This is a genomic window from Streptomyces sp. Pv4-95, assembly GCF_045782725.1.
Classification (GTDB): Bacteria; Actinomycetota; Actinomycetes; order Streptomycetales; family Streptomycetaceae; genus Streptomyces.
On sequence record NZ_CP127172.1, the window covers coordinates 2,992,382 to 3,008,652 of the forward strand.

The 16,271-nt window shown below is 72.6% G+C and carries 16 protein-coding genes; 6 read left to right on the top strand and 10 right to left on the bottom strand.

All coding sequences use genetic code 11. The annotated features are described in order from the left end of the window. The first annotated feature begins 28 nt into the window (after nucleotides 1-28). Nucleotides 29-1,204: an Mrp/NBP35 family ATP-binding protein gene (locus tag QOM21_RS13130; protein ID WP_407550076.1), complete on the top strand. Its 1,176-nt coding sequence runs from the start codon at nucleotides 29-31 to the stop codon at nucleotides 1,202-1,204. Between the two features lie 122 nt (nucleotides 1,205-1,326). Here QOM21_RS13130 and QOM21_RS13135 read toward each other — a convergent pair whose 3' ends face one another. From QOM21_RS13135 to sigE, 5 genes are all read right to left on the bottom strand, one after another. Continuing rightward, a complete protein-coding gene (locus QOM21_RS13135) occupies nucleotides 1,327-1,974 on the bottom strand; it encodes a hypothetical protein (protein WP_407550077.1) in 648 nt (215 codons plus the stop codon). A 117-nt stretch (nucleotides 1,975-2,091) separates the two neighbouring features. Then, nucleotides 2,092-2,577 (bottom strand): sec-independent translocase, encoded by a 486-nt coding sequence (locus QOM21_RS13140; protein ID WP_407550078.1) that lies wholly within the window; start codon nucleotides 2,575-2,577, stop codon nucleotides 2,092-2,094. A 114-nt stretch (nucleotides 2,578-2,691) separates the two neighbouring features. Then, entirely contained in the window at nucleotides 2,692-4,701 is a 2,010-nt protein-coding gene (locus QOM21_RS13145) for a trypsin-like peptidase domain-containing protein (RefSeq protein ID WP_407550079.1), read from the bottom strand. Between the two features lie 1,279 nt (nucleotides 4,702-5,980). Further along, a complete protein-coding gene (locus tag QOM21_RS13150) occupies nucleotides 5,981-6,916 on the bottom strand; it encodes a zf-HC2 domain-containing protein (RefSeq protein WP_407550080.1) in 936 nt (311 codons plus the stop codon). Next, nucleotides 6,913-7,605 carry an RNA polymerase sigma factor SigE gene (gene sigE / locus QOM21_RS13155; protein ID WP_407550081.1) on the bottom strand — a complete coding sequence of 231 codons (693 nt, stop codon included), beginning with the start codon at nucleotides 7,603-7,605 and terminating at the stop codon, nucleotides 6,913-6,915. Before sigE ends, QOM21_RS13150 begins: the two co-directional genes overlap by 4 nt. A gap of 276 nt (nucleotides 7,606-7,881) precedes the next feature. On the opposite strand from sigE, the gene QOM21_RS13160 reads away from it, so the two are divergent. Further along, complete coding sequence (locus QOM21_RS13160; RefSeq protein ID WP_407550082.1) at nucleotides 7,882-8,565, top strand: O-methyltransferase; 684 nt, start codon at nucleotides 7,882-7,884, stop codon at nucleotides 8,563-8,565. A gap of 311 nt (nucleotides 8,566-8,876) precedes the next feature. Here the strand turns inward: QOM21_RS13160 and QOM21_RS13165 are convergent, their stop codons facing one another. After that, complete coding sequence (locus QOM21_RS13165) at nucleotides 8,877-9,044, bottom strand: DUF3117 domain-containing protein (RefSeq protein ID WP_003985072.1); 168 nt, start codon at nucleotides 9,042-9,044, stop codon at nucleotides 8,877-8,879. A gap of 315 nt (nucleotides 9,045-9,359) precedes the next feature. Between QOM21_RS13165 and QOM21_RS13170 the strand changes: the two genes are divergently transcribed. Next, a complete protein-coding gene (locus tag QOM21_RS13170; RefSeq protein WP_407550083.1) occupies nucleotides 9,360-10,160 on the top strand; it encodes an enoyl-CoA hydratase-related protein in 801 nt (266 codons plus the stop codon). Nucleotides 10,161-10,409: 249 nt separating this feature from the next. On the opposite strand, the gene QOM21_RS13175 is transcribed toward QOM21_RS13170, so the two are convergent. Both QOM21_RS13175 and QOM21_RS13180 read right to left on the bottom strand, forming a co-directional pair. Next, nucleotides 10,410-11,024, bottom strand: a complete 615-nt coding sequence (locus QOM21_RS13175) for a DNA-3-methyladenine glycosylase I (protein ID WP_407550084.1) — start codon at nucleotides 11,022-11,024, stop codon at nucleotides 10,410-10,412. Then, nucleotides 11,021-11,557, bottom strand: coding sequence for a DivIVA domain-containing protein (locus QOM21_RS13180; RefSeq protein ID WP_407550085.1), 537 nt, complete (start codon nucleotides 11,555-11,557; stop codon nucleotides 11,021-11,023). The genes QOM21_RS13175 and QOM21_RS13180 overlap by 4 nt, the downstream gene beginning before the upstream one ends. Before the next feature lie 92 nt (nucleotides 11,558-11,649). Here QOM21_RS13180 and folP point away from each other — a divergent pair, with 92 nt between their 5' ends. Then, nucleotides 11,650-12,510: a dihydropteroate synthase gene (gene folP, locus QOM21_RS13185; RefSeq protein WP_407550086.1), complete on the top strand. Its 861-nt coding sequence runs from the start codon at nucleotides 11,650-11,652 to the stop codon at nucleotides 12,508-12,510. A 51-nt stretch (nucleotides 12,511-12,561) separates the two neighbouring features. Here folP and QOM21_RS13190 read toward each other — a convergent pair whose 3' ends face one another. Further along, entirely contained in the window at nucleotides 12,562-13,311 is a 750-nt protein-coding gene (locus tag QOM21_RS13190) for a TIGR00730 family Rossman fold protein (protein ID WP_407550087.1), read from the bottom strand. A gap of 122 nt (nucleotides 13,312-13,433) precedes the next feature. After that, the gene (gene dapE, locus QOM21_RS13195) at nucleotides 13,434-14,525 is read right to left on the bottom strand and encodes a succinyl-diaminopimelate desuccinylase (protein ID WP_407550088.1); all 1,092 of its coding nucleotides are present in this window, start codon (nucleotides 14,523-14,525) and stop codon (nucleotides 13,434-13,436) included. A 42-nt stretch (nucleotides 14,526-14,567) separates the two neighbouring features. Between dapE and QOM21_RS13200 the strand changes: the two genes are divergently transcribed. Both QOM21_RS13200 and QOM21_RS13205 read left to right on the top strand, forming a co-directional pair. Then, nucleotides 14,568-15,509 carry a heavy metal transporter gene (locus QOM21_RS13200; RefSeq protein WP_407550089.1) on the top strand — a complete coding sequence of 314 codons (942 nt, stop codon included), beginning with the start codon at nucleotides 14,568-14,570 and terminating at the stop codon, nucleotides 15,507-15,509. A 302-nt stretch (nucleotides 15,510-15,811) separates the two neighbouring features. Then, nucleotides 15,812-16,249 (top strand): ATP-binding protein, encoded by a 438-nt coding sequence (locus QOM21_RS13205; RefSeq protein WP_407550090.1) that lies wholly within the window; start codon nucleotides 15,812-15,814, stop codon nucleotides 16,247-16,249. The last annotated feature ends 22 nt before the right edge of the window (nucleotides 16,250-16,271 follow it).

Here is a 16,271-nt window from a genome sequence, read left to right on the forward strand (position 1 = left end):
GCCCACTCCAGCGCCGTACCATCGGTGCATGGCTACCGACACGCCCACAGGCTCCGCGTCGAGTGCGTCCGCTCCCGGCGAAGATGCCGTCCGCGCCGCCCTCGCTACGGTCAACGACCCCGAGATCCACCGCCCCATCACCGACCTGGGGATGGTCAAATCGGTGGAGATCGCGGCGGACGGCGCGGTCACGGTCGCGGTCTATCTGACCGTCTCCGGATGCCCGATGCGCGAGACCATCACCACCAACGTGCGTGAGGCGGTCGAGGGCGTCGAGGGCGTCACCGGTGTCACCGTCGAGCTGGACGTGATGAGCGACGAGCAGCGCAAGGAGCTGGCGACGTCGCTGCGCGGCGGCACCGCCGAGCGCGAGGTCCCGTTCGCCCAGCCCGGCTCGCTGACCCGGGTGTACGCCGTGGCCTCCGGCAAGGGCGGCGTCGGCAAGTCGTCGGTGACGGTCAACCTCGCCGCGGCGATGGCCGCGGACGGCCTGAAGGTCGGTGTCGTGGACGCCGACATCTACGGTCACTCCGTGCCCCGCATGCTGGGCGCCTACGGCAAGCCCACCCAGGTCGAGAACATGATCATGCCGCCGTCGGCGAACGGCGTGAAGGTCATCTCGATCGGCATGTTCACCCCCGGCAACGCCCCCGTCGTCTGGCGCGGCCCGATGCTGCACCGCGCGCTGCAGCAGTTCCTCGCCGACGTCTACTGGGGCGACCTGGACGTCCTCCTGCTGGACCTGCCCCCGGGCACCGGCGACATCGCCATCTCCGTGGCGCAGCTCGTGCCGAACGCCGAGATCCTCGTGGTCACCACCCCGCAGCAGGCCGCGGCCGAGGTCGCCGAGCGGGCCGGCTCGATCGCCGTGCAGACCCACCAGAAGATCGTCGGCGTGGTCGAGAACATGTCCGGGCTGCCCTGCCCGCACTGCGACGAGATGGTCGACGTCTTCGGCACCGGCGGCGGTGAGCGGGTCGCCGAGGGGCTGACGAAGACGACCGGCACCCAGGTCCCGGTGCTCGGCTCGATCCCCATCGACGTGCGACTGCGCGAGGGCGGCGACGAGGGCAAGCCGGTCGTCCTGACCGACCCCGACTCCCCCGCCGGCGCCGCCATCCGCGCCGTCGCGGGCAAGCTGGGCGGCCGTCAGCGCGGCCTGCAGGGCATGTCGCTGGGCATCACCCCGCGCAACAAGTTCTGAGGAGGTCCGGCGGCGGGGGCACGCGCTCCCGCTGCCGGCACGGTGAAGGGGCGGGCCCGCTGCGGGCCCGCCCCTTCACCGTGCGTGCGGGCGACCGGCGTCCGCGGGCCCGCCCGCGCCGCTCAGCCCTCGTACCCGGCGAGATCCTGGATCACCGAGAAGGCCACGCCGTACGCGCTCATCCCGCGCCCGTAGGCGCCGATGTGCACGCCGTCGGCGTCCTCGCTCGCGGAGCCGGCCAGCACCCAGCCGTACTCCGACTCGCGGTAGCGGAACGGTGTCGGCACGCCGTCGACCGGCAGTATCAACTCGCTCCAGCTCTCGCCGTCGAGATCGTCCGCCAGCTCCCAGGCGATCATCGTCTGCTGGTCCAGCCAGTCGTCGCGCAGCGTGCGGTCCATCTGCGACGGCCAGGTCTGCGCGAGCAGCCCCGACCCGGCGAGCCAGGCCGCCGTCGAGACCGATGTGGCGTCCAGGACGCCGGTGCCGTCGGCACTGCGCCGTACCGGGCGGTCGGCGACGGTCACGACGACCGCGAACCGCTCGGTCTCCTTCGTCGTTTCCACCCTTATGGTGGGCGTCTCGCCGTGCCCGGTCGCACCGTGCTCCACGGTGCCGTCCGCGGCCACGCCGACCCGCATCAGCCAGCGTGGTCCGGTGAACGCCTCATCGAGGCCGTACCACGGGAACGCGGCCAGCAGATAGCCGTCGACCTTCCGGCCGACGTCGGCGGACACCGCTTGTGCCGCTGTCCGACTCGTCGTCTCCATCTGCGCGGAGCCTCCTTGTTGCCCTGCGTCGTGGGCGGCCCGCCCCCCTCAGGCGACCTCACCCCGGACACCGGGAGCATAGCCATACGGGTCAACACAGCCGGGCATACGTGAGTATCAGGTGGCGTCGGCGTCGAAAGGCGGACGCTCTCCCTGATCCACGCCGGAGCTCCTTTTGACCATGTCAGGGCGGCCGGAGGCAGCGGCCGGGGCTTCCTTGGACAGATTCGGGCCTGCGCCATTCGAGGGCGCGGCGGACGCGTCGCCGTCGCGGCTGTGCACCGCGTCGGTGACCTCGGCCATCTCCTTCTTCAGGTCGAAGCCGTTACGGATCTCCTGAAGGTCCTTGAGGCCGTACTCGTCCTTCTCCAGGACGTGCTTGCGCACGAAGTTCTTGGGCTTGAGGTCGTCGAACTCGAAGTCCTTGAACTCCGGGCCCAGCTCGCTGCGGATGTCTTCCTTGGCGCTGTCGGAGAACGCCCGCACCTTGCGGATGAAGCCCGTCACGTCCTGAATGACCTTGGGCAGTTTGTCCGGGCCGAAGACGAGCACCGCAAGGATCACGAGCGCTACCAGCTCGAGGGGTCCTATGTCGAAGAACACCTTGCGGCTCCTTGGGGTATCGCGGCCTCGGGGGCCCGGAGGCCAGGCCGTCTCTCACGGTACCTGGCCCGTCGCCCCGGGCGGGAGTCACCCGCACCAACACCCTGCAAACGATCAGTCCGTGCTGGAGGAGCCCAGCGTGAGCCGGACGGACCGCTCCTCCCCGTCCCGCTCCACGGTCAGCAGCAGGCTGTCCCCCGGCCGGTGGCTGCGGATCTTGACGATCAGTTCCTCGCCGCCGTGCACCGGAGCGCCGTCCACCTCGGTGATCACGTCACCGGGCCGGATCCCGGCCTTGGCGCCCGGACCACCGGGGGTGACCGGCGCCTTCGCGTCCTTGCTGCGGGCGCTCACCCGGGCGCCGTCCCCGGTGTAGTCCATCTCCAGCGTGACGCCGATCACCGGATGCGTGGCCCGCCCGGTGTTGATCAACTCCTCGGCGACCCGCTTGGCCTGATTGATCGGTATGGCGAAGCCCAGCCCTATGCTGCCGCCCTGCGCGCCGCCGTCCAGGCCGTTGCCGCTGTCGGCCGCCCGGATCGCGCTGTTGATGCCGATCACCCGCGCCTTGGCGTCCACCAGCGGCCCGCCGGAGTTCCCCGGGTTGATGGGCGCGTCCGTCTGGAGGGCGTCGACGTAGGACACATCGCTGCCGTCGCCCTTCTCGCCGCCCGCGGTGATCGGGCGCTGCTTGGCGCTGATGATGCCGGCGGTGACGGTGTTGGCGAGGTCGTAGGGTGCGCCGATCGCCACGACCGGATCGCCGACCCGCACCGTGTCGGAGTTGCCGAGGGCCAGCGGCCGCAGCCCCGTGACGCCCTCGACCTGGACGACCGCGAGGTCGTAGCCGCCGTCCTGGCCGATGACCTTGGCCTTGGCCGTCTGGCCGCCGCTGAAGGTCACCGAGATCTCCCCGCCCGTGCCGGCCGGTTCGACGACGTGGTTGTTGGTGAGGATGTGGCCCTGCCGGTCGAGGACGAAGCCGGTGCCGGTGCCCTGTTCTGCGCTGCCGCGGACGTGCAGGGTCACCACCCCGGGCAACGCCGTCTGCGCGATCCCGGCGACGCTCTCGGGGTTGCGGCCGCCCTGCTCGCCGGCGGCCTGGGGCAGCTCGATGTCGCTGAGGCCGCCGTTGCGCTCGATGTACGCGCCGATGCCGCCGCCGACCCCGCCCGCGAGGAGGGCGAGCACCACCGCGCCGATGGCAAGCGTCGCGCGCCGGCTGCGCCGGGCACCCGGCGGAGGCCCGGCCGGGCCTCCGTGCTGCGGGGCGCTCCAGGGGTCGTACTGCTGCCAGGCGCCCTGCGGGGCAGCGGCGTTGCCGGGTCCTGCTCCCTGCCCGTGTGCCGTGAGGTCCGGAGAGGGCTGAGCCTGGGGCTGGGGCTGCGGCTGAGCCTGGGGCTGGGGCTGGGGCTGGGGCTGGGGCTGCGCGGCGAACGGGCCGGTGGGGGCGTGCGGAGCTGCCCCGGCCTGCGGCTGGAGTGCCGCCGGGGGCTGATGAGCCGCTGCGGTCTGGGGGTGTGGCTGTTCTGGCGGCAGCGACTGGTCGCCTCCGGAGCGCTCCGCGCCCGCCGACCGTGCGCCGGCGGCGCGGGGACCTCCGCCCCCGGGCTGCGGCATGAACCCACCGTCCGCACCGTCGCGCGGGGTGTCCCCGACCTCGGCACGGGCGCCCGCGGCCTCCTGACCAGGGGCCTGCGGGGCGGCGGGCCGCGGAACGGCGGTCTGTGGGGCGGAGGTCTGCGGGCTGACGGTCTGTGGGGCGGAGGTCTGCGGGTCGGTGGGCCGGCCGACAGCGGTGCCGTGCGGGAGGTGGTGAGCGCCGGTGTGCCCGTCCGGCGCGGTGTGCGCCCCGTCGAGCGCTCCCCCGCCGCTGCCTATGCCTGCCGTTGAGGGCGTGGCCGCGCCTGCGGCTGTGGAGGCCGCGGTGCCTGCTGCGAGCTGCGGACCGGACGGCGCGCCCTGCTGAGGCACGCCGGGGTAGGCAGCGCCCGCCTGCGGCACCGGCGGAGCCGGCGGGGAATGCGGCGCTCGGGGTGGCTGCGGGACCTGCGGAGGCATGGCGCCGGAGGGGGTCGGCGCCGGCGCTCCGTACGGGGGCTGCGGCCCGGCGGGCGGCGGCATACGCGTGCCGTGCGCCGGAGTGGGAACCGGGCGCTGCACGGGCGGCGCGGGCGCCCACGGGCCGGGACCACCGTACGGAGGCGTGCCGTACGGGTCCTCGGGATGCAGCGGCTGCCGGATCTGTGCATCAACACCCGCCCCGTCCGAGCCGGTCTGACCGGCAACCCCCTGGGCCCCGTCAGCACCCAGGCTCCCGGCCCCTGAGGCGGAGAGAGCCGGATCGGGTGCTGATGCGGGCGCAGCAGGCGCAGCAGGCGCAGCAGGCGCAGCAGGCGCAGCAGGCGCAGCAGGCGCAGCAGGCGCAGCAGGCGCAGCGGCAACGTGCGTCGGAGGGGAAGGTGACGCGTCGGCAGGCTCCGAGACGGAGGACGTCGCGGGGGAAGACGTAGCGGGGGCCTGTTCCCCAGGCCCGGGGACCCCAACGGAGGCAGCCGTGGCGGATGTAGCTGTGGCGGAGACCGCCATGGCGTCGGGCGTCGCGGCGGAAGGCGTCGGCGCCCCGTGCGACCCGGCCTCGCGCGCCCCGGCGTCGGGCGTCGCGGCGGAAGGCATTGGGGCGGCGGGCGTGGACGCGGTGTCGGGGCTCGCGGTGGCTGGCGTGGGGTCCGGCAGTTGTGCGCGCGGGTCGGCAGCCTCCTTCTCCCCTGCGTCCGCAGGAATCTGACGGAGCGTCACAGTTGACGCGGCGCGGGGGTGGCCTTCGACCGGCCCGGCTCCTGCCTCAGGGCCCGGCGCGTCCGCTCCCGCAGGAGCAGTGACGCCCGTGGACTGCTTTTCGAGGCGCACCGGGTTCGCCGTAGCGCCGCGGGTCTCGCGCTCGGTCGTGGCGAGTCCGTCCGTCGTTTCGACCGTTTCGGCCGCCTCGGGGCCGCCGTGCGGCGCGGGCGCCGGGCTCGCGTCCCGCTGCTGCCCACGCTCCGGCGGACGAACGGTCCAGTCGCCGTCCTCCCGCGGCCCGGCGGACGAGCCTGACGCGGCGCCGTGCACGACAGCGCCGTCCGGCACGCGGGCACCCGGCGTGAGGGCTTCCATCGCGGTGCCGGCTGGGGGAGTTGGGGTGTGCGGGCCGGTCTCGGCGGACGGTTGCGGGCCCGGAGTGTGTTCCGGGCGGCTCCACCACTTCAGCTTCGGCCCGGCGGCCTTACCGTCGTCCATGCTCTCCCCACCATTTCGCCCGCCGCGATAAGCGAGCCACCGCCACCTCGCGGCCCACCCCGAACAGGGGTGCGCCGCCCAACAGCGATTCAACCAGTTCCGCGCGGGCCTGCGCAGGGTCCGGTCAGTGCTGGGCGGGGGTTGTGCCCTGAGCAGCGGGGCCGGGGGACGCCGCCGAGCCGACCAGCGGCCGCTTGGGCTCCAGCGGCGGCTGCGGCTGGGGGCGCTTGGCAGTCGCCTGGCTCTCGGCCGCCACCGGCGCGAGGTGGTAGGCCGAGCCGGGGCCGGTCGCGGCTATCAGCGGCGACAGACCGAACCGGCCCGCCGTCGGGCTCGGGGCCATGAAAGAGCGGGAGGGCACGGCCGTGCCCGGGCCGTAGAGCCCCAGCGAGCTGGGGGCGGGAGCCGATGCCTGCGCTCCGGCCTGTGGTGAGGAGACGGACCGGGCATTGCGGTTGACGAGGAGCTCCTCGCCGCGGACCGGCGAGCCACCGGCCGGCGGGGTGGCACTGAGGGGAACGGCGGTGCCGGTGCCCTCGCCACGCCCGGCGGGCGTGTCGACGGCAGCCTCCAGCGGGAGCGCGCCGCCGAGTGCGAAGGCCGCGAGCGAGACCGCCCCGGCGGCCGCGAAGGCGAATCTGCGCCGCTGCGGAGCGGGCCGCTCGGTGTCGTGGACGCGGAAACCCTGCTGACGGGGCCGCGGGGGGACCGCGGACATGGCGTGGCCCTCGGAGGGGAGGTAGCCGAACGGGCCACCCGTCGCGAAGTCACCTGGGCCCAAGCCACCCGCGCCGAGTCTGCTGCCAGGACCGTTCTGATCGCCGCCGGGCAGCCCCTGGAGGCGCGCCAGCAGACCCTCGGACGGGCCGGGGGGCGCCGTCTCGGCGAAGACGCTCTTCAGTCGGCGCTGGGCGTCGGCCTCGGCCTTGCACTTACCGCACGTGGCGAGATGGGCGAGCACCCGCTCGCGCGCGTCATGCCCCAACTCACCGTCGACCAGGGCTGCGAGGCGGTCGCCGAGATGCTGTTCGGAAGGGGACGGACGGCCAGTACCGCTCACGCGATCCCGACCTCCCCGGTGGACACCACGGCCAGCGACCGCTGCTGCTCACGCTCTTCGGCGCGCGCCGCCGGGGAGCGGTGCTTGAGCGCCTTGCGCAGGTGGGAGCGGCCCCGGTGGATCCGGCTGCGGACCGTGCCGAGCTTGACGCCGAGAGTCGCGGCGATCTCCTCGTACGACAGACCCTCGATGTCGCACAGCACGACGGCTGCGCGGAACTCCGGCGCGAGGGTGTCCAGCGCCTGCTGCACATCCGCGTCGAAGTGGGTGTCGTTGAAGTGCTGCTGCGGGGAGGGCTCGCGGCTGGGCAGCCGCTCGGCCGCGTCGTCGCCGAGCGCGTCGAAGCGGATGCGCTGGCGGCGGCGGACCATGTCCAGGAAGAGGTTGGTCGTGATGCGGTGCAGCCAGCCCTCGAAGGTGCCGGGGGTGTACGTCGACAGCGACCGAAAGACGCGGACGAACACCTCCTGCGTAAGGTCCTCGGCGTCGTGCTGGTTGCCGGTGAGGCGGTAGGCAAGGCGGTAGACCCGTGCACTGTGGGTGCTGACGATCTCCTCCCAGCTGGGGGGAGTCCACGCCTGCACATCCGCGTCCTCAGCGAAGGTCGCGGTGGGTGCGGAATCGGTGGTGGTGGCTCCTCCCATGCCCTTGGGGCCATGGGCACGGAAACGGTCAGCGGTGTTTGTCACGGATTTCGGCTCGGCGGACGACCGACGCAAGCGCCTCAGCACTCTGCGGTCACCCGCTGCAGCCGCACCTCCCCTGGTGGCTCTGGTGGTGTCCAGTAGAGCCCCTACCATATCCACCTCGCCCGTTAGCTCCGGATAAGCAGATTTGACCTGCATTTGGTCCTGCTTCCCGTCTTGCTGCATGTCTCGCGCGGTCTTCACCGGTGCATCCCCCCTGCCTCTTGATAACGCCCGGTCCCATCTGCGGGTTCCCGCACGCAGCGGATACAGTCACGGTTGCGTCAACTACGGGGACAGGAGAGGGCCATTACCGGCAACCGGCAGACGAGCTTGGCTTTCGCCGAGGCGTACGGCGCCGGGACCATCGACGGCACCACCGAAGCCGCCCTGCGCTGGTCCCGGGACCGCGCGCGCGAGGCAGGCATCCGTACGGTGACGACCGGCACCGGTGCGGCCCTGCGCATGCTCGCCGCCACCGCCGACGCCAAGGCCGTCGCCGAGATCGGCACGGGCACGGGCGTGTCGGGCATCTACCTCCTGCACGGAATGCGCCCGGACGGGGTGCTGACCACCGTCGATCTCGAACCGGAGCGGCAGACGTTCGCCAAGCAGGCGTTCCGCGAGGCGGGCTTCGCCGGCAACCGCGCCCGCTTCATCCCCGGCCGTGCCCTGGACGTCCTGCCCCGCCTCGCCGACGGCGGATACGACCTCGTCTTCTGCGACGGGGACCTGGTCGAGTACCTCGAATACCTCGCTGAATCGTTGCGTCTGCTGCGCCCCGGCGGCCTGGTGTGCTTCGAGGGCGTCTTCGCGGACGGCCGCACGGTCGACTCCGCGGTGCAGCCCGCGGAGGTCCTGCGGCTGCGCGAACTGCTGCGGGCCATCCGGGAAAGCACCACCCTGGTGCCGTCGCTACTGCCGGTGGGCGACGGACTGCTCTGCGCGGTCAAGCGCGGCTGACCGCTCCGCCCGCCCCGCGCCCCCTCCGGCCCCGCGACGCCTCTGCCCCGCCCTCACTCATGAGGACGGCTTTCTCATCGTCGGCCGCCCCTGAATCGGGTGCGACGGAATCCACGACACCCAAGGGCCGATGACAGCCACGCCCCGCCAAGACCGGGATGAAGGGGATGGCGGGGATGGCGGGATGACACAAACGAAACGGCCCCGGCACGCGGCGCGCATTTCTGCACGCCACCTGCCGGGGCCGGGGTATTCGGCTGGGGATACCGGGGGTCAGCCCCCGGGGAACCGCAGCGATTGAGCCGCCCTCGTCAGACGGTGACCTTCTCCAGGGCCTCACCCAGGGCCTTGGCTTCGTCGGGTGTCAGCTCGACGACGAGTCGCCCGCCGCCTTCGAGCGGAACGCGCATGACGATGCCCCGCCCCTCCTTGGTCACCTCGAGCGGGCCGTCGCCCGTCCGCGGCTTCATGGCCGCCATGCTCGTTCCCCTTCCTGAAACCAGCTCATCGCAGCCGACAACCCACGTGTCACCGGCATCGAACACATTGCTTCCCAGTCATTATCCCGCATCGAACGACCCGATGACCAACATCGGCCTGCATCCCTTTGGCAACGCGCTCTCTCAAAACCACTCAATTCGGGGAGGCGGCTGCGATACTGCGCCACCCGCACACGTCCGACGCGCCCGGATTCTTTGACGTACGTCACATGTCGGCAGCCGATGATCTCCGGCATCCTGAGCGCTGGCTGCCATTACCAGGCAGTACGAGCTGCGACGGAGGGGACTCCCACTATGGCCGACACCGTGCTCTACGACGTGACCGACGGACTCGCGACGGTCACTCTCAACCGCCCCGACGCGATGAACGCGCTCAACATCGAGGCGAAGGTCCAACTGCGGGACACCCTTCAGCAGGCCGCCGCCGACCCGGCCGTCCGCGCCGTACTCCTCACGGCCACCGGGCGCGCCTTCTGCGTCGGCCAGGACCTCAAGGAGCACATCGGGCTGCTGGCCGAGGACCGGGCCAACGGCTCGGGCAACACCATGAACACGGTGCGCGAGCACTACAACCCCATCGTCACGGCGCTGACCGAGATGCCCAAGCCCGTGGTCGCGGGTGTCAACGGCGTCGCCGCGGGGGCGGGCGCCGGGTTCGCGCTGGCCGCCGACTACCGGGTCGTCGCCGACTCCGCCTCCTTCAACACCTCCTTCGCTGGCGTGGCGCTGACCGCGGACTCCGGGGTGTCCTGGACGCTGCCCCGTCTCATCGGCCACGGCCGGGCCGCCGACCTGCTGCTCTTCCCGCGCAACGTCAGCGCCCAGGAGGCCTTCGACCTGGGCATGGTCAACAAGATCGTCCCCGCCGCGGAGCTGGCCGCCGAGGCCGCGGCCGTGGCCCGCCGCCTGGCCGAGGGACCGACCGCCGCCTACGCCGCGCTCAAGGAGTCACTGGCCTACGGGGCGGGCCATTCGCTCGCCGAGACGCTCGGCAAGGAGGACGAACTGCAGGGCCGGGCCGGAGCCTCGGAGGACCACGGGATCGCGGTCGAGGCATTCGTGAAGAAGGAGAAGCCGCGCTTCCTGGGCCGCTAGGAAGGTCCGTCGCGCCTCGGTAGCTCGGGACCGTGGCTGCGCCGTCAGAAGGCCACCGGCGCGCCACCGGTCCGCGGCGACTCGGCTGCCGGTCGGCCACATGGCCATGGCCCATGCGGCCGCACGCACTCGCTCGGGCCGGTGGCAAGCCACAGCCCGCAAAGCCGTCGGGAGCGGCCCCACCTCGCCGGCGGCCCAGGGCGCGGGATCGCCTGGCCGTCGGGCAGCGTGGGTGCCGGGCCGTCCCGCTTACTCTCCGGCTCGGCCCGCCGCCTCCGTGGCGGCTCGGGCGTGGCAGTCGGCCAAGTGGTCGTTGACCAGGCCGCACGCCTGCATCATGGCGTACGCCGTCGTGGGGCCGACGAAGCGGAAGCCGCGCTTCTTGAGGTCCTTGGCGAGAGCTGTCGACTCCGGGGTGACCGGCTGGAGGTCGGCGAGGGTGCGGGGCGCCGGACGGCCGGCCCGGTCCGGGGCATAGGACCAGATGAGGGCGTCGAGTTCGCCGGGGGCCAGCTCGGCGGCGACCCTGGCGTTGTTGATCGTCGCGGCGATCTTGGCGCGGTTGCGGATGATGCCGGGGTCGGCGAGCAGCCGTTCGGCGTCGGTATCGGTGAAGCGCGCCACCTCGGGGATGCGGAACCCGGCGAACGCGGCGCGGAAGCCGGGGCGGCGGCGCAGGATCGTGATCCAGGACAGCCCGGACTGGAACGCCTCCAGGCTCATCCGTTCGAAGAGGGCGTCGTCGCCATGGACGGGCAGACCCCATTCGGTGTCGTGATAGTCGCGGTAGTCGGCCATCCGCTCCGATTCCATGCCCCAGGGGCAGCGGGGAACGCCGTCCGGAGCCGTCACCACGCCGCTCACGACCGCTCCCCACTCTCAGTGCCGTCAGGGCCGTCAGGGCCCTCGGAGGAGCCGGGAGGCTGCGGGGCACCACTGCCGGGCCGCGCGTCCGCCACGGGACCGCCTGCGGGCCCTGCGTCCTCCACCGGGCCCGGCGGGACGGGGCCGGGCGGCACGGGGCCGGGCGCGGGCTCCGCGGCCCGGTGCGCGCCGCCCGGGACCGCTCCGCGGGCCTGCATGGCCGCGGCGTGCGCGCCGGCCAGCGCGGACTCCAGCTCGGCGATGCGCGCGTCGCGCTCCGCCAGCTCGGCGCCGAGGCGGTCGAGGACGTCGTCGACCTCCGCCATGTGGTAGCCGCGGACCGTCACGGGCAGGCGGACGGCCTCGATGTCGGCACGCGCCACGGGGCGCTCCGCCGGCAGCGGATCGTAGAGCCGGTCCGGCGCGGCATCGCGCAGCCCGCCGCCGCGCCCTTCGCCGTCACCGCCGCCCACGACGACGAGCGTGACCGCTGCGACGACCACGACCATCGCGATCAGCAAGAACCAGAACACGACCAACTCCCCGAACTGTGCGCCTGCACTGATCGTGCCATGCGGGTGTGACAGTTAGGGTCGCTGGCGGACCACGGAGAAGGAGTCAAGGAATGCTGCGGCTGGGGAATCGCGAGTTCGGCGCGCACGAGCCGGTGATCATGGCCATCGTGAACAGGACGCCGGACTCCTTTTACGACCAGGGCGCCACGTTCCGCGACGAGCCCGCCCTCGCCCGTGTCGAGCAGGCGGTGGCCGAGGGCGCCGCGATCATCGACATCGGCGGCGTCAAGGCCGGCCCCGGCGAGGAGGTGAGCGCCGAGGAGGAGGCGCGCCGCACGGTCGGGTTCGTGGCCGAGGTGCGCAGGCGTCACCCGGACGTGGTGATCAGCGTCGACACCTGGCGGCACGACGTCGGCGAGGCGGTCTGCGAGGCGGGCGCCGATCTGCTCAACGACGCCTGGGGCGGCGTCGATCCCCAGCTCGCGGAGGTCGCGGCGCGGCACGACGTCGGCCTGGTGTGCACGCACGCGGGCGGCGCCGAGCCGCGTACCCGCCCGCACCGGGTGACCTACGAGGACGTCATGGCCGACATCCTGCGGGTGACGCTCGGACTGGCCGAGCGGGCCGTGGAGTTGGGGGTCCGGCGGGACGCGATCATGATCGATCCGGGGCACGACTTCGGGAAGAACACCCGGCACAGCCTGGAGGCGACCCGCCGCCTCGGCGAGATGTCGGAGACCGGCTGGCCGGTGCTGGTCTCGCTGTCCAACAAGGACTTCGTGGGCGAGACGCTGGACAGGCCGGTCAAGGAGCGGGTGCTCGGCACTCTGGCGACGACCGCGGTGTCGGCCTGGCTGGGCGCGCAGGTCTACCGCGTTCATGAGGTCGCCGAGACCCGACAGGTGCTGGACATGGTGGCCTCGATCGCCGGCCACCGGCCCCCGGCGGTCGCCCGCCGGGGACTGGCCTGAGGCCGTTTCCGGGGCCTGAGGCTGGTGCCTTCGGCCCGCGACGGCCCGCTCTCAGCCGCCGACCTCCTTGGTCACCAGCGCGACCGCCTCGTCGACGTCGTCGCTCAGGTGGAAGAGGTCCAGGTCGCGCATGGACGCCTTCCCCTGGGCGATGAGGGTGTCGCGCAGCCAGTCGACCAGCCCGCTCCAGTACGACGTGCCGAACAGCACGATCGGGAAGCGGGTGACCTTCTGCGTCTGGACGAGGGTGAGCGCCTCGAACAGCTCGTCCAGGGTGCCCATCCCGCCGGGCAGCACGACGAAGCCGCTGGCGTACTTCACGAAGCAGGTCTTGCGGACGAAGAAGTAGCGGAAGTCGACCCCGAGGTTGACGTATTCGTTGAGGCCCTGCTCGAAGGGCAGCTCGATGCCGAGGCCGACGGAGACCCCGCCCGCCTCGTGGGCGCCCTTGTTGGCGGCCTTCATGGCTCCGGGTCCGCCACCGGTGATCACCGCGAACCCGGCGTCGACCAGGGCCCGCCCGATCCGCACCCCGGCGTCCCACTCCGACGAGCCCGGCGCGGTACGGGCCGAGCCGAAGACGCTGATGGCCGGGCCCAGCTCGGCCAGCGCTCCGAAGCCCTCGACGAACTCCGCCTGGATGCGCATCACGCGCCACGGGTCGGTGTGCACCCACTCGGAGGGGCCCGCGGTGTCCAGCAGCCGCTGGTCCGTGGTGCTGCCCTGCACCTGCCCGCGTCGGCGCAGTACGGGACCCAGCCGCTGCACCTCCGGGGTCGGTTCACCCTCGAGGTCGGCCATGATGTGCTCCCTCCGCTGACAGATCGTTTGCCGCATCAGCGTAGATCCACGGACGCGCGCAGCAGGGGAAATCGGCCGGTGAACGACCCGCAGGTGGGTGCTCGGGCGGGCGCCGGGGCCGCTCAGTCCGTGAGCCAGGCGCGCAGCCGCTCCTCGCAGTGCAGGATCCGGTCCACCTCGACCCGCTCGTCCTTCTTGTGCGCGAGAAGGGAGTAGCCGGGGCCGTAATTGACGGCGGGCACGCCGAGCGAGCTGAAGCGGGAGACGTCGGTCCAGCCGAACTTGGGCATCGCGGTGCCGCCGACGGACTCCATGAACGCCTTCGCGGCCGGGTGGGACAGGCCGGGCAGCGCGCCCGGGGAGTGATCGTCGACGATGAACTCGTCCACCGGGCAGTCCGCGAAGACCTCGCGGACGTGGGCCAGCGCCTCGTCGGGGGTGCGGTCGGGCGCGTAGCGGAAGTTGACGGTGACGGTGCAGGCGTCCGGGATGACGTTGTTGGCGACGCCGGCCTCGACGCGGACGGCGTTCAGCCCCTCGCGGTACTCCAGGCCGTCGATCACCGGGCGGCGCGGTTCGTACGCGGCGAGCTTCGCCAGGATCGGCGCGGCGGCGTGGATGGCGTTGGCGCCCATCCAGCTGCGCGCGGAGTGGGCCCGCTCCCCGGTGGTGCGCAGCAGGACCCGCAGGGTGCCCTGGCAGCCGCCCTCCACCTGGCCGTCGGAGGGCTCCAGGAGGACGGCGAAGTCGCCGGTCAGCCAGTCCGGGTGCGCGTCCGCGACGTGGCCGAGGCCGTTGAGGTGCGCCGCGACCTCCTCGTTGTCGTAGAAGACGAAGGTCAGGTCCCGGTTGGGTGCGGGCACGGTGGCGGCCATGCGCAGCTGGACGGCCACGCCCGACTTCATGTCGCAGGTGCCGCAGCCCCACAGGACGCCGTTCTCGTCGAGCCGGGAGGGGACGTTGTCCGCGATCGGCACGGTGTCGAGGTGTCCGGCGAGCACCACGCGCTCGGCGCGGCCCAGCTGCGTGCGGGCCACGACGTTGTTGCCGTACCGGTCGACGGTCAGGTGCGGCAGCGCCCGCAGGGCGTGCTCGACGGCGTCGGCGAGGTCCTTCTCGTTCCCGCTCTCGGACGGGAAGTCGACGAGCTGCGCGGTGAGCGCGGCGGCGTCGAGCGAGAGGTCGAGGGCGGCGTGGTCTGTGGAGCGCTCCATGGGGCCGACCCTATCCGGCGGCCCTCCAGTACGGTGGGCTGCGTGTCCGCCCAGCCCAAGGTCCCCGTCCGCCGCAAGCGCCTCTGGCGTGCCGGCGCCGCTGTCGCCGTGCTGATCGGGCTGGCGGCCTACCTCTTGGTGCAGTACGTCACCGGCGGTCCGGGAGCACCGCGCTGCACGGTGCGTGCCGAGGGGGACGCGAAGGGCTACGAGCTCTCCCCCGAGCAGGCCGCGAACGCCGCGACGATCTCGGCCGTGGCGTCCTCGCGCGGGCTGCCGGAGCGGGCGCGGACCATCGCGCTGGCGACGGCGATGCAGGAGTCCGGGCTGCGCAACATCGACTTCGGCGACCGGGATTCGGTCGGCCTGTTCCAGCAGCGGCCGTCGCAGGACTGGGGCACGGTCAAGCAGATCATGGACCCGGTGTACGCGGCCGGGGAGTTCTACACCCACCTGGCGAGGGTCCCGGGCTATTCCCGGCTGCCGCTGACCGTCGCCGCGCAGAAGGTGCAGCGCAGCGGCTACCCGCAGGCGTACGCCAAGCACGAGGTGAACGCCGCCCGGCTGACCGGCGCGCTGACCGGCCGGGACGGGGCGGCGATGACGTGCACCCAGAGCCGTCCGGTGAACGGGCAGGCGGGCGACGCGGCGGCGGTCCGGGCGAAGCTGGCCCGGGATTTCGGTCCCGAGGTGCTGCCGCGGACGGACGGCGCGGGCGGGCGCGGCGCGAGCGGCGGGCGCGGCGTGACGGTGCCGGTGCGGCAGACCGGGGTGGGGACCGACGGCGAGGGCCCGAAGCGGGGTTGGGAATTGGCGATGTGGGCGATGGCCCACTCCGCCGAGCTGCGTATCGAACAGATCTCTTACGCCGGTCGGACGTGGATCGCGGCCGATGCGGGGAAGGGCTGGCAGAAGAAGCCGGCCGGTTCCGAGGCGTCTGCGGGGCGCTCCGCGGGTGACGTTCGTATCATCACCGCGCAATAGTCCGAGGGTTCCCCCGAAAGGGGCGCCGGCAGCAATTCCCCTTCTCCGTACGGGAGTTCATCGCATCCGGCCGGGCATTTCCATCAATTCCCTTGTCATACAAGGGCCGTGACGTTTCCGCACGGCCGCTCGGCTTGCGCATATTGCCCGCCTTCATCCAGGACTGATTATGTGACGCGTTACCAACTCTTTACCTGAGTTGACCGCAACCTTCGGGGATCTGACGCGGTAGTCAGTGCGTCCGCCAGGCGGACATGGCACATCTGTCAGAAGTACGAGTCCCTCTCCGTAAAAGGAGCACCATGTCCCTCCCCGTTACGCGTCGGATCGCCCGAGCCGCCCTGCTCGTCGCCGCAGGCGCCGCTCCCGTGGTCGCAGTGGCCGGTACCGCGAACGCCGCGGACCAGACCAAGGCAGCCGACCTGGGCGGACTGACCCAGCTGGACTCCGCGAGTGCCAGTGAGACCCTCAACAAGACCGTCAAGGACGGCGGCGGCCTGCTGAACTCGGTCGGCGAGACGGCCGCCACGGAGCTCGCCCCCGCGGCCGTCGAGGCCACCGGCCCCCTCGTCGGGGACGCGGCTCCCGCCGCGCACAAGGCCGCCACCTTCGCGCAGGCCGAGGTCGCCAAGCACGCCAAGGACGGTTCGGCGACCGACGCGATGCCCGCCGGCGCCCCCAAGGGCCTGGTGTCCGTCCCGGTCCAGGGGCTGCTCGGCGGTCTCCCGATCGGCGGCTGAGCCACCGGTCGCGCACACGACG

Excerpts from the sequence above, each read along its gene's own strand:
- folP (WP_407550086.1), top strand. The coding sequence starts at position 11,650 with ATGCTGCGGCTGGGGAATCGCGAGTTCGGCGCGCACGAGCCGGTGATC.
- dapE (WP_407550088.1), bottom strand. The coding sequence starts at position 14,525 with ATGGAGCGCTCCACAGACCACGCCGCCCTCGACCTCTCGCTCGACGCC.
- QOM21_RS13165 (WP_003985072.1), bottom strand. The coding sequence starts at position 9,044 with ATGGCGGCCATGAAGCCGCGGACGGGCGACGGCCCGCTCGAGGTGACC.
- QOM21_RS13190 (WP_407550087.1), bottom strand. The coding sequence starts at position 13,311 with ATGGCCGACCTCGAGGGTGAACCGACCCCGGAGGTGCAGCGGCTGGGT.
- QOM21_RS13145 (WP_407550079.1), bottom strand. The coding sequence starts at position 4,701 with ATGCCGCCGCCCGCCGGGCCGCAGCCCCCGTACGGAGCGCCGGCGCCG.
- QOM21_RS13130 (WP_407550076.1), top strand. The coding sequence starts at position 29 with ATGGCTACCGACACGCCCACAGGCTCCGCGTCGAGTGCGTCCGCTCCC.
- QOM21_RS13135 (WP_407550077.1), bottom strand. The coding sequence starts at position 1,974 with ATGGAGACGACGAGTCGGACAGCGGCACAAGCGGTGTCCGCCGACGTC.
- QOM21_RS13205 (WP_407550090.1), top strand. The coding sequence starts at position 15,812 with ATGTCCCTCCCCGTTACGCGTCGGATCGCCCGAGCCGCCCTGCTCGTC.
- QOM21_RS13170 (WP_407550083.1), top strand. The coding sequence starts at position 9,360 with ATGGCCGACACCGTGCTCTACGACGTGACCGACGGACTCGCGACGGTC.